The 12,153-nt window shown below is 64.1% G+C and carries 11 protein-coding genes; 6 read left to right on the top strand and 5 right to left on the bottom strand.

The features are described from left to right. Positions 1-55: 55 nt before the first annotated feature. Positions 56-592 carry a lytic transglycosylase domain-containing protein gene (locus H8A95_RS23135; protein ID WP_229185175.1) on the bottom strand — a complete coding sequence of 179 codons (537 nt, stop codon included), beginning with the start codon at positions 590-592 and terminating at the stop codon, positions 56-58. A 363-nt stretch (positions 593-955) separates the two neighbouring features. Here H8A95_RS23135 and H8A95_RS23130 point away from each other — a divergent pair, with 363 nt between their 5' ends. Next, entirely contained in the window at positions 956-1,165 is a 210-nt protein-coding gene (locus H8A95_RS23130) for a hypothetical protein (protein ID WP_229185174.1), read from the top strand. Between the two features lie 40 nt (positions 1,166-1,205). On the opposite strand, the gene H8A95_RS23125 is transcribed toward H8A95_RS23130, so the two are convergent. Together H8A95_RS23125 and H8A95_RS23120 are read right to left on the bottom strand one after the other, a co-directional pair. After that, positions 1,206-2,555, bottom strand: coding sequence for an ATP-binding protein (locus H8A95_RS23125; protein ID WP_229185173.1), 1,350 nt, complete (start codon positions 2,553-2,555; stop codon positions 1,206-1,208). Between the two features lie 2 nt (positions 2,556-2,557). Next, positions 2,558-3,295, bottom strand: coding sequence for a response regulator (locus tag H8A95_RS23120; protein ID WP_229185172.1), 738 nt, complete (start codon positions 3,293-3,295; stop codon positions 2,558-2,560). Between the two features lie 286 nt (positions 3,296-3,581). On the opposite strand from H8A95_RS23120, the gene H8A95_RS23115 reads away from it, so the two are divergent. The 3 genes from H8A95_RS23115 (at position 3,582) to H8A95_RS23105 (ending at position 8,187) form a co-directional block, all read left to right on the top strand. Continuing rightward, positions 3,582-3,959 (top strand): PRC-barrel domain-containing protein, encoded by a 378-nt coding sequence (locus H8A95_RS23115; RefSeq protein ID WP_229185171.1) that lies wholly within the window; start codon positions 3,582-3,584, stop codon positions 3,957-3,959. 379 nt (positions 3,960-4,338) lie between these two features. After that, complete coding sequence (locus H8A95_RS23110; RefSeq protein WP_229185170.1) at positions 4,339-4,884, top strand: PRC-barrel domain-containing protein; 546 nt, start codon at positions 4,339-4,341, stop codon at positions 4,882-4,884. Positions 4,885-5,118: 234 nt separating this feature from the next. Beyond that, positions 5,119-8,187: an alpha-mannosidase gene (locus H8A95_RS23105; RefSeq protein ID WP_229185169.1), complete on the top strand. Its 3,069-nt coding sequence runs from the start codon at positions 5,119-5,121 to the stop codon at positions 8,185-8,187. Positions 8,188-8,324: 137 nt separating this feature from the next. Here H8A95_RS23105 and H8A95_RS23100 read toward each other — a convergent pair whose 3' ends face one another. Next, positions 8,325-9,617, bottom strand: coding sequence for a glycerophosphodiester phosphodiesterase family protein (locus H8A95_RS23100; RefSeq protein ID WP_229185168.1), 1,293 nt, complete (start codon positions 9,615-9,617; stop codon positions 8,325-8,327). Between the two features lie 376 nt (positions 9,618-9,993). Here H8A95_RS23100 and H8A95_RS23095 point away from each other — a divergent pair, with 376 nt between their 5' ends. Both H8A95_RS23095 and H8A95_RS23090 read left to right on the top strand, forming a co-directional pair. Further along, positions 9,994-10,281 carry a hypothetical protein gene (locus H8A95_RS23095; protein ID WP_229185167.1) on the top strand — a complete coding sequence of 96 codons (288 nt, stop codon included), beginning with the start codon at positions 9,994-9,996 and terminating at the stop codon, positions 10,279-10,281. A 120-nt stretch (positions 10,282-10,401) separates the two neighbouring features. Further along, positions 10,402-10,554 carry a hypothetical protein gene (locus H8A95_RS23090; RefSeq protein WP_229185166.1) on the top strand — a complete coding sequence of 51 codons (153 nt, stop codon included), beginning with the start codon at positions 10,402-10,404 and terminating at the stop codon, positions 10,552-10,554. 131 nt (positions 10,555-10,685) lie between these two features. On the opposite strand, the gene H8A95_RS23085 is transcribed toward H8A95_RS23090, so the two are convergent. Further along, complete coding sequence (locus tag H8A95_RS23085; RefSeq protein WP_163160819.1) at positions 10,686-11,900, bottom strand: ABC transporter substrate-binding protein; 1,215 nt, start codon at positions 11,898-11,900, stop codon at positions 10,686-10,688. Positions 11,901-12,153: the final 253 nt, after the last annotated feature.

The following is a 12,153-nucleotide window of genomic DNA, read 5'->3' as shown; positions in this document are numbered from 1 at the left end:
CTGAGGACGGCCGACTACGCCATGCGCGGCCGGCGCGGTGCGGACGCGATCGGCTTTATTTTGCGGCCTGTTCCGGCTTCGGCTCGGCGGGATCGACCGTCAACTGGTCCGACATTTGGTCCTGCTTGGCGAGCTCCTTGGGCGGTGCACCCGCGCCGCCGTGCTTCGCCTCCTTGAGGTGACCGCCGCGCTGGCGCTTTGCGACGTAGTAATACCCGCCCGCGAAATAACGCACGGCTCGGTCGTGATCGCCATTGGCGGCGCGATAGGCGCCGGCGAGGTATTTGACGCCGTATTTGAGGTTGGTCGCGGCGTCGCGCAGACCTTCGGCGGTACCGGTGTAGCCGACCCCGCGGGCGGTCGCGAGCTTGATCTGCATCATGCCGATGGCGCCGCCGCGCCCGATCAAATGCGGCTGGTATTTGCTCTCGCGGACGATGACGCGATGCACCAGCTCTTCCGGCACCAGGTTCGCCCGCGCCTCGGCCGCCACCATCGCCTCATATTGCGCGCGCGATTGCGCATTCGCGGCGGCGCAGGACGCAAGCCACGCAATAGCGGCCAGGTAGCTAAGGACTTGCACGGTCTTCATCTCGGGTCGCTCGGGTGATCAAACGCGCGTCGGCTCTGCGGTCTCATTGGTACGGCGAGCAGGCAGGAATGTGGCAAAACCTTCGCATCAGCGAACGTTGTGCGCCCGTGATTGTCCGGATGTGGGAGCAGCGAACGACGCGCTTGCGAGATGCTTCAAATTGTTTGCTTCGATTGACTCAGCCAAGAATTGTTTTGGCTACCAATTTTTCTTGTTCGCCGTTGCCGCACGCTATCCACAGCGGTTTGTCGTGCAAACGACTCGATGAAGGTCTACACTTCATCGCGAGGCAGAGCGCGCGTGTTGAGTCAGCACGTCTGTCCGTTCAAAAGCACGCAAGAAACAACATTCGGGAGATGCGCCATGAATCGTCAAGATTCAGTCCGTCAGGACACTGGCTATATGCCTCGCGAAAATCCCTGCGCGCAATGCGGCAAGCCGATTGCACGCCCTGATTGGGTGGAGCACAGCGAAGGGCGCACGTCCTATCTGTGGAATTGCCGCGCCTGCAATTACCGCTTCGAGGCGGTCGCAATCTACGACCACACGCAGCTCACGCCGCTCGCCGCCTGATCGTCGTCGATCTGCTCGGTCGCTGATCTGCTACGCCGGATCAGGCCGCGGATTTCTGCAACGTCTGCTGTCGCGCCGGCAATTCGACCCGGACCACCAGCCCGTGCGGCTTGCGATCGTGCAGCGACAGCGTGCCGCGATGCGCGAGCACGATGGCGTTGGCGATCGACAGGCCGAGGCCGAAGCCCTCGGCCTCGTCCATGTTGCGCGCCTGGTCGCCGCGCACGAAGGGCTCCAGCACGGTCGCCTTGTGCGCGTCCGAGATGCCGGGGCCATCGTCCTCGATGTCGATGACGAGGCGATCGGGCCTGGCGTCGAGGCGCACGATGACCTCGCCGCCGAAGCGCGCGGCATTGTCCACCAGATTGGTGATGCAGCGATGCAGGTCGGCGGGCCGCACGGTCGCCATCGCGTGCTGCGGGCCCTCGTAGTTGACCTTGTGCCCCATGTCGACGAACTGATCGGTGACGAGGTGCAGCGTGCTCGCGATGTCGACCAGCGTCATCTCCTCGAGCTTGCGGTCGTTGCGCAGGAACGACAGCACCGATTCCAGCATCGAGCGCATCTGGTCGAGGTCGCGCAGCATGCGGTGACGATTGGTCTCGTCCTCGATGAATTCGGCGCGCAGCCGCATCCGCGTGATCGGCGTGCGCAGGTCATGGCTGATCGCGGCCAGCATCTTGGTGCGGTCGTCGATCAACGCGGTGATGCGCTCGCGCATCCGGTTCAGCGCCTTGGCCAGCGAGCGGATCTCCTCGGGGCCGCGCTCAGGCAGCGGCGCAGCGGCACCGTTCAGGCTGAAGGTCTCGGCGGCCTTGACGAAGGACGACAGCGGCGCCGTCAGCGCCCATGCCGCCCACAGTCCGAGCAGCGTGACGCTGATGACCGCGAACAGCACCGTCATCATCCACGGCCCGCCCCAGAACGGGCGCATGTGCTGGTCCGGCATCAGGTTCGCGGCGAACATCGCGCCGTCGGGCAGGCGGATGGCGACGCGGCGAATCTCGGTGTCGTGCGGTTTGCTGGTCGCCTCGGGCGGCAGCGAGAAGACGCGATAGCCGGCGCCGAGCCGGCGCAGCGCGTGCAGGCTCGGCGGATCAGTCTCGGTGAGCGCGCCGGTATCTGACGTAAAGTCACCGATCGCAAGCTGCGGGAAGGCTCTGATGATGTCGGCCTGGAGCCGCGGCCGCTCCGATGCCGGGGCATGCCCCAGCAGTTGCGCGGCGGCGGCGAGCTGGGTGTGCCAGCGATCCGAAGGCTCCGGCCGGTCCGGGCGATGGATCAGGAAGGTGGCCGTGATGATCAGATGCAGCGCGACGATCGAGACAACGACCAGCGCCGCCATCTGGGCGCCGATCCCCCGCAGACTCAGCACGCGCGGCAGCTTCATGGTCAGTTGCTCGTGGCGGCAACCGCCTCCACCCTCGGAGTGAACACATAGCCGCCGGAACGCACCGTCTTGATCATGGTGGCCTCCTGCGGATCGGGCTCGATCTTGCGACGGATGCGGCTGACCAGCACGTCGATCGAACGCTCGAACGAGCCGGCGCTGCGGCCCTGCGTCAGGTCGAGCAGGCTGTCGCGCGACAGCACGCGGCCGGGCCGCTCGCAGAAGGTGCGGAGCAGGTCGAATTCGGCGCTGGTCATGGCGACGCGCGCGCCTTCGGGGTTGCGCAGCTCGCGCAGGCGGATGTCGATGCGCCAGCCGAGGAAGCTCAGCGTGGTCGCGCCCTCGATCGCGCTGGCGTTGCGCGCGGCGGCCTGCCGGCGCAGCACCGCGTTGATCCGCGCCAAGAGCTCGCGCGGATTGAACGGTTTGGCCAGATAATCGTCGGCGCCCATCTCGAGGCCAAGGATGCGGTCGACGTCCTCGCCACGCGCGGTCAGCATGATGATCGGCGTCTGCGACACCGCGCGCACCTTGCGGCACAGGCTGAGGCCGTCCTCGCCGGGCAGCATGACGTCGAGCACCAGCAGATCCACGCGGTGGTCGGTCATGGCCTTGGCCATCTCGCGACCGTCGGAGGCGGTCGTGACATTGCAGGAATTGGTTCGGAGGTATTTTGCGATCAGGGACCGCGTTTCGCGGTCGTCCTCGACGACAAGGATATTGGGCGCAGCCTGGGTCATACCGATCTTTTGTCCGTGATTCGGGGAAAGCGGCTCAGGAATTTTGTTTCAGTGTATGTCTGAAATCTTGCCCGGAATAGCGAGTTAACAGGTCGCTGCCGTGGAGAAAAGTTATCGTTCTGTCATCCAGCCAATGCCTTGAAATTCGTGCTGAACTCTTGCCGCGGGGCCCCTCGGCCTGCCGCGATCGCGACAGCCGGAAAAGGGAAGGTTCGCTGTCGTATCGGGGGCCGGAACCCGTTCCCCCGGCGACGCGTTGTTTCTTTTTCAGGCCAGGGAGGGTGAGATGGCTGTCGAGGTCAGGACGAGGCCGCATCAACTCGTTGCGAGCGACCGAGTCGAGGGGACGGCAGTGCGCCGGGCCAACGGCGACATGATCGGCCACATCGAACGGCTGATGATCGACAAGATCTCGGGCAAGGTATCGTACGCGGTGTTGAGCTTCGGCGGTTTCCTCGGCATCGGAACCAATTTGCTTCCGCTGCCGTGGGGCCGGCTGCACTACAATCCGAAGTTCGAGGCCTACGAGCTCGACATCGAGGACGACGAGCTGAAGCGCGCGCCGTCGTTCCGCGCCGACAAGGATTTCGACTGGGGCGATCGCTCGCAGGAAGTCGAGCTGCATCGCTTCTACGGCGTGCCGCCTTACTGGGGCGGCTTCTGATCGCGCGGTGACATGCGCGCAGGATCGACGCAGGTTGATCGATGATGTGATCGCAGGGACGAACGCCGGCGTGCGTAGCGCGGTTCGCCGGGACGACTTAGTGAGCCAAACATCGTCACATCAGGGACTGCGCGTCCGGCGCAGTCGTGAGGCTCAACCGCAGCTTACCTGAGAGATGACGGTCGCTTTCGTCAAGCACCGCAATGTTCCAAGTGTTGGGGAGGTCTATCTGTGCGGGCTTAGCGCACCGCCTCCATGGCGTTCCCAAGCATTGTGTTCCCACGCGCCGAAGCGGCTTTTGAGCGCAGCTTCAATAGGAACGGTCGCCGATATCCCGGGTTCTCCCAGTATCGATTTTGCGAACTGAGGAGAGCGCACAATGTTGATCAAATCCATCTTTGCCGGCGTCGCCGGCTCCGCGTTGCTTGCTACCGTCGCGTTTGCGCAGGCGCCCGCCGACAAGAGCGACAGGATGGCTCCTGCGGCGTCAACCACGTCGCCGGCTCCGGCTGCATCAACGTCAGCCACGTCGCCGACCGAATTCAAGGGCAACTGGCGCGCGTCGAAGGTCGTTGGACTGAGTGTGTACAACGACAAGAACGAGAGCGTCGGCTCGATCAATGATCTCTTGATGGAGAAGGGCGGTACCATCAAGGCCGTTGTGATCGGCGTCGGCGGTTTCCTTGGCGTCGGCGAGCATCTGGTCGCCGTGCCGCTCGACAAGGTGAAGTTCGTCAGCGAGCCGATCGCCTATACCGGCGCATCCAACGACACCGGCGGCACCGCCAAGACGAATACCACCACGGGCGCAGCACCGGCGGCGGCAGCATCGAAGCCGAATGCCTGGTATCCGGATCACGCCGTGTTCAGCGCGACCAAGGATGAGCTGAAGGCGATGCCCGAGTTCAAGTACGCGACCGACTGACGCGTATCGTAGCAATGTAAGAGACCAGCGCGCCCGGTACTGCCGGGCGCGCTTTTTGTTGGCCGGGGGATAACACCCCTGGTCGTAAGAGCAAAACAAACGAGTTAGGCAAGAGACAGTTTTGGATATCGCGCCGATGCACCTTTGGTAAGGTGATGTCCGCGAGGCGCCGCTGCTATGATCAATCATTGAATTGCGCTTGGGTCCTTTTTCGTCAACTGGCTGAAGAATCCGATGAATGAAACCGATCGAGAGAGCGGCAATCCCGCGGTAGCGCGGATCCGCGGTCGCTACCCGCAATACACGCGGCGCAGGCTGGAGAGCTTTGCGCAGCGGCTGCAACAGAAGATTCATGCCGACAGCGTGCCGGTCACCTCGCTCGAAATCGCCGGTCCCACCGGGCGGATCAGCTTTGCGCAAGCCCGCGATCTGGACTATCGGCCGGTCGAGTTGGGCGAGGCGCTGGGGCCGCTATGGGCGACCTATTGGGTGCGGGTTGTGGCCGACGTGCCGGAAGCCTGGGCCGGCTCGCGCGTCGATCTCTATTGGGACAGCCGTTCGGAAGCGCTGCTTTGGCTCGACGGACGCTCGTCGCAAGGCCTCAATCCCGGCCGTCACACTGCGCCGCTTGTTGCGTCGGCGCGTGGTGGCGAGACCGTCAGCTTCCATGTGGAGATTGCCTGCAACGGCCTGTTCGGTGCGTTCTGGAGCGATCCGCAAGCCTACGCGCTGGTCGCGTGCGACTTGCGCCGCTTCGATCCCGAGGCCTCCGCGTTCTATTTCGACTACGAGGTGCTGCGCCAGCTCGAGGCCGATCGGGATCCCGTCACGAAAAGCAGGGCCTACGGCGCCGTCGGCGAGACCGCGCAGCCGGCGCTGGACCGGACCTGGGCGGGACGCCTGCTGCACGATCTCAACCGCGTTTGCAACATCGCCGATCCCGACGATCGCGCAACATGGCCGGCGGCGCGGGATATTCTCAACGGCTTGCTGGCGGCGCGCAACGGCACCATTGCTCACGAGATGTCGGCGATCGGCCATGCTCATCTCGACACCGCGTGGCTGTGGCCGCTGGCAGAAACCCGCCGCAAGGCGCAACGCAGCTTCTCCACGGCCGTCGCGCTGATGGACCGCTATCCCGATTTCAAGTTCGCCTGCTCGCAGGCCTATCAGTATGCCGTCATCGAGCAGAGCGACCCAGACCTGTTCGCACGGATCCGTGCCAAGGCAGCGGCCGGGCAATGGATTCCGGTTGGCGGCAGCTGGATCGAACCGGACTGCAACCTGCCGTGGGGCGAGTCGATCTGCCGGCAGTTTCTCTATGGTCAGCGCTACTTCGAGCGAACGTTCGGTGTACGCTCCACCGTGTTCTGGAATCCCGACGTGTTCGGCTACGATGCCCAGCTGCCGCAGCTGATGCAGTCGGCGGGGATGTCGCGCTTCCTGACCCAGAAGCTGTCGTGGAACAGGTTCACTACGCCGCCGCATCACAGCTTCCACTGGCGTGGACTGGACGGCAGCACGGTGCTGGCACATTTCCCGCCGGCGGACACCTACAACGGATCGGTGCAGCTTGCCGAGCTCCGCTATCACGCGGCCAATTACAAGGACGCCGACCGATCGCCCGACGCACTCTATCTGTTCGGGTATGGCGACGGCGGTGGCGGCGCCGATGAGACGATGCTCGAGGCGTTGCAGCGGATGAAGGATCTGCAGGGACTGCCGCGGATTCAAATCCGCACCGTCGACGAATTCTTCGACCGCCTGGCGATGTCGGCGCCGAATCTGGCGACGATCGAAGGCGAGCTCTATCTCGAATATCATCGCGGCACCTACACCACGCAGTCGGAGACCAAGCGGCTCAATCGCGCTTGCGAGGCGGGCCTTCAGGCGCTCGAATTCGTGGCCGCGGTCGCGACTGCCTGGCAGCAACCGGCGCCGTCCGCGCAGGAGATCGAAGGTCTGTGGCGGACGCTGCTGGTCAACCAGTTTCACGACATCATCCCCGGCAGCAGCATCCGCGAGGTCTACGAGCGGGCGGAGGTCGAACTCGCCGGGGTTGCCGAGGAAGCCAACCGCCGCACACAGGGCGTGCTGGCCGTGCTGTGCGATTCCGGAGATGCCGGTTGGACGCCGGTCAACACGCTGGGCCGTGCGCGTGCCGAGATCGCGTCCGATCCCGACGGGGTGCTCCGCCATGTCGTCGCCGCGCCCTTTGCTGCGGGAGAAGTGAAGCCGACCGATGACCGCGTCACCGTTGCCGCCGATGCGGACGGCTTCATGCTGTCGAATGCGCAACTCACGGCTCGCATTGACCGCACCGGACTGATCCGATCGCTGCTGCATATCGCAAGCGGCCGCGAGACGTTCGCATCGCCGGCGGCGCGCATGCTGCTGCTCGACGACAGGCCGCTCGATTTCGAGGCATGGGATATCGATCCATTCGCACTGGAGACCGCGCGCGACGCCACCGGGGAGGTGAGTTGCGAGGTGCTGTCGGATGGCGGGCTGCGCGGCGAGATCCGTTTCGAGCGCGGGCTCGGACGCGCGAGCCGGCTCTCCCAGGTGATCCGCCTCGATGCCGGCGCGGATCATCTCGAATTCGAGACGACGGTCGATTGGCAGGAGCGCAAGACGGCGCTGAAGGTCATGTTCCCCGTGGCCTGTCGCGCTTCGAACGCAACCTATGAGACCATGTTCGGCGCAACCGAGCGGCCGACCCATGCCAGCACCGATGCCGATGCGGCCAAGTACGAGGTGCCGGGGCATCGCTGGGCCGATCTCGCCGAGCCGGATTTCGGCGTTTCGTTGTTCAGCGATTGCCGTCATGGCTATTCGGCGTTTGGCAATCAGCTCGCGCTGACGCTGCTGCGCGGCTCCGAGCTGCCTGATCCGCAGGCCGATATCGGACGCCACCGGATGCGCTACGCGATCTATCCCCATCAGGCTGATTGGCGCGCCGCCGACACGGTTGGGCGCGCGCTGTGCTTTGAGCGTCCGATGCTCTGGACCAAGGGGCAGCCGCGCGCACCGCTGCGGCATTCGTTCCTGGCCGTGTCCCCGGCCAACGTCATCGTCGATACGATCAAGCCCGCCGAGGATGGCGAAGGCTGGGTGGTGCGGCTCTATGAAAGTGCAGGCATTCGCGCCGCCGCGACGCTCGATTTCGGCGTCGACATATCGTCGGTGTGGATGAGCAACACGCTGGAAGATCGTATCGCCGCCGTTCCGACCGAAGCGCGGCGCTGTCGTTTGTCGTTGCGGCCGTTCCAGATCGCAACGCTGCGGGTTTTCCAGCGGTGATGCAAGCGCGCCCGGCGATGCCGGGCGCGCCGTGTTACGAGGTCACCAGCCCAGTTCACGCAAATAGGCAGCGCGGGCGGCAACGCCGGTGTGGGTGAAATCGGTGAACACCCCGTCCACGCCGAGACGGAAGAACTTCAGATATTCCAGGCTGGGGTCGCCGCGATAGTCGGCGGCCAGATACTTCTTCTCTTCCGGAACGTGAAGACATACACGAACAGGCCGAGCTTGTGTGCGTCGGCAACCACGCTGGTCGCTTCCTGCGTCGAGGCATCGGCCGTCGATCCCTTGTAGGGCGTGCCGTCGGCGTTGGCGTCCTTCCAGGGCGAGATCTTGTACGGCACGATATAGGCCTTCCACGGACCGATGCCGTCGGCATAGGTCTTGATCTCGGCCAGGCCTTCCGGCGTCAGCATCGCATCGAAGGTGCGGGAGTCGCCCGCGACCGTCCAGTCGTACGGACGGGAATTGGCGATGTTGTTGAGCAAGACCTTGCCGGTCTTGAAGTCGACGCCGTTGCCGTCGATCAGCTGCACCTGTCGCGTTTCCAGCCCGTGGCTGCGCATGTATTTCAGGCTGCCGGGCTCGAAGCTCTGGACGATGATCGGCGCGTCCTTTGCATTGAGCCCGTTCTCCTTGATGATCTTGATCAGGGCGTCCTCGAGCGGATGGCTGCCGGGCGCACCGCAACCATTGGCGATCGCCTGCGCATTGTTCCAGGTCGGGTTCTTGGTTTCCGGATAGACGGAGATCGAGCGTCCCGTCGCCTTGCTCTTGGCCTTGGCGATGTCGATGATGTCCTGGAAGCTGATGATCGGAAACTTGCCGTTGAACAGCTTCGGCCGTTCGTTGGCCGCATCATAGGTGGTGCCGGCGATCCAGGTCCTTAGCTCGGTCATGGTGAAGTCGGTGATCGACCAGTCGTTGGTATGGTCGTCACCATCGACGATCAGCGCCTTCAGCACCGACTTCGGATCGGCCGGATCGACGAGATCGGTCGGATATTCGGTTGGCCCGCCGGCCGCTGTTTGCGCCCATTTCACCTTGACGGGAACGCCGGGCACCGTGCGCTTGCGTTTAGCGACTTCCGCATTGGTCTTTGCCACTTCGGCGACGTTGGTGTTGTCGCCGAGCCACGGATTGTGGCGCGCCACCAGCACGCAATCCCTGGTCAAATGCAGGTCCTCTTCGAGCGAGTCCGTGCCGAGGTCGGCGGCCAGCTCGTACGAGGCTTCGGTCTCCTCCGGCATCAGGCCCGGCACGCCGCGATGCCCGATCACGAGCGGCAGCTTTCGGTCGACCGTCAGGAAGGGCTTGGCGCCGGCAGGCGCCGTGCCGGTTTGCGCCGACGCCAGCGTCGGCAGCAAGACCGCCGCGCCGAGCAGCATCGCTGCAACATGTAGTTTCTGTCCCGAACGAATGTGCTTCACGGCCAAGCCTCCATCTCTTGTGTGGCATCGGGGCGATGCCATACGGCCGAGCCGAACAGGGCCGACGCGGTTGCCTTCTTGTCTCAGTCTCCTGACAGTCCGATGACTGCCGGGTTGCACACGCGTGTTTTGCTCGAGCGTTTGTCGCCGGTCGGTCCTCCGCAGTCCACCAGAAGCATTTCCGAAAGTGCGAGCCGCGCGAGCAGGCTGGCCTTGCCGGCCGTGCATAGCCTCGCCGATCACACGGATATTTGAAGCCACGCACCCGAATAAATCGTATCCGATTAAATCGGGATACTTGAAGGCCGGTCGTTTCATGCCTTTATCAAGCGCGAACGAATTAATCGCATGCGATCTAAATCGCGGGAGCGTTACCATGACCACCAGGATTTCCCACCTCGCAAGGACGTTCAAAACCGTCGCGCTGGCTGCGGCGCTGTCGGCTATCGCGGCGACGGCGGCCTCGGCCCAGGCCGCGATCTCGGAGCCCGCTGCCTACCAGGCACTCTATCCCTATCGCGACGTGCTCAATAACGGCGCGCCGACGCCTGCGGCCAGGCTGGTGCTGCTACCGCCCGCGGTGCTGCAGCGGCTTCAGGCCCAGGAGAGCGGCATCGGCATCGGTCAGGTGCCGCGCCACAGTTCGCATCGTGCCGGGCGCTGAAGCTGCGGCCAAGATTCGGATCGCGCGTCCGTGATTGAATGATACGTGTCATTCTATTGACGTTCGGTTCGCGCCGACTACGTCGAAATACAGGACTTTCCCTTATGACGGAGACGTTCCATGACCAAGCAGATCGACGACCTCTCAAGGTACTATCGCTATGAGCTCGTGCACGGCGACCATGCCGATTTCATCGCCTATCAACGCAATCTGGGCGACGGTGTTTGGCAGACGTATTCGACCTGGATGATCCCGCGCGCGAATGGCCAATAGCGTCGGCTGACGCGGGCGATTACCGGGACCTGCCGCGGAAAGAAAAATGCGCCCGGTGCCGGCCGGGCGCATTTCTTGTTGGCTGTCATCAGGCGCACATCCGGGGGACCCGGCCCGCGGCAGCGTGCTCGTCAGTTCGACTTCACCAGCGGGCAGCCGCCCTTGTCGAGCGGGCGGAACGCTTCGTCGCCGGGTACGGTTGCGATCAGCTTGTAGAGGTCCCACTCGCCCTTGGACTCCTCGGGCTTCTTGGTCTCGAACAGATACATGTCGTGAACCATGCGGCCGTCGATCCGGATGTGGCCGTTCTTGGCGAAGAAGTCGTTGATCGGCGTCTTGCGCATCTGCTCCATGACCTTCGGCGCCTCGTCGGTGCCGATGGCGTCGATCGCCTTCAGGTAATGCATGGTCGCAGAATAGAGGCCGGCCTGGATCATGGTCGGCATGTGGCCGACCTTCTCGTTGAAGCGCTTCGAGAAGGCGCGGGTCTCGTCGTTCATGTCCCAGTAGAACGCGTCGGTGACGATCAGGCCCTGTGTCGCTTTCAGGCCCAGCGCATGGGTGTCGGTGATTTCCATCAGCAGCGCGATCAACTTCTGGCCGCCCTGGCTCAGGCCGAACTCGGCGGCTTGCTTCAGCGCGGTGGTGGTGTCGCCGCCGGCATTCGCCAGCGCCACGACCTTGGCCTTCGAGGCCTGCGCCTGCAGCAGGAAGGACGAGAAGTCAGACGAGTTGAGCGGATGGCGCACGTCGCCGAGCACCTTGCCGCCGGTCTCCTTGACGACGTTGGCGGCGTCGCGCTCCAGCGCCATGCCGAAGGCGTAGTCGGCGGTGACGAAGAACCAGGTGTCTTCGCCGCGCTTGACCATCGCCTTGCCGGCGACGTTCGACAGCGCGTAGGTGTCGTAGGTCCAGTGCACGGTGTTCGGCGAGCAGGCGGTGCCGGTGATGTCGGAGGAGCCGCCGCCGGAATTGATGTGGATCTTGTTCTTCTCACGCGTCAGCGCCGAGATCGGCAGCGCGACCGACGAGGTCGGCACGTCGAGGATCGCATCGACCTTCTCGTTGTCGTACCAGTTGCGCGCGATGCTGACGCCAACGTCGGGCTTGTTCTGATGATCGGCCACGACGACTTGCACCGGCTTGCCCTTCACCTTGGCGCCGTAGTCTGCGACCGCCATTTCGACGGCGGCAACCGAGCCCTTGCCGGTGGCGTCCGCATAGAGGCTCGACATATCGGTGAGAACGCCGATCTTGACGACGTCATCGGAGATCTGGGCGTGAGCCGCGGTGCCGGAGGCCGCAAGCGCGAGGCCGGCCGCTGCTGCGGCCAAGAGCGATTTCATCGTGTTTGTCTCCCTGACTTTTCGTTGGTTGCTTCCACCGGGCACCTTCTATCCGGTGCGGCAACCTGTCGCAAAGACGACTTTTTGGGCATGCGAAGGACCGAGTCTTCTCCCTCTCCCCGCTCTTCGCGGGGAGAGGGGTGGGGTGAGGGGCCTTCTCCGCGGGTGGCGGCTGTCGTGAGACCTGTACCCCCTCACCCGGATTGCACCGGACGATGCTTCGCATCGCCGAGCGCAATCCGACCTCTCCCCG

It is taken from the genome of Bradyrhizobium oropedii (assembly GCF_020889685.1).
GTDB classification, from domain to species: Bacteria; Pseudomonadota; Alphaproteobacteria; order Rhizobiales; family Xanthobacteraceae; genus Bradyrhizobium; species Bradyrhizobium oropedii.
This window is presented reverse-complemented; position numbering and strand designations above follow the sequence as displayed.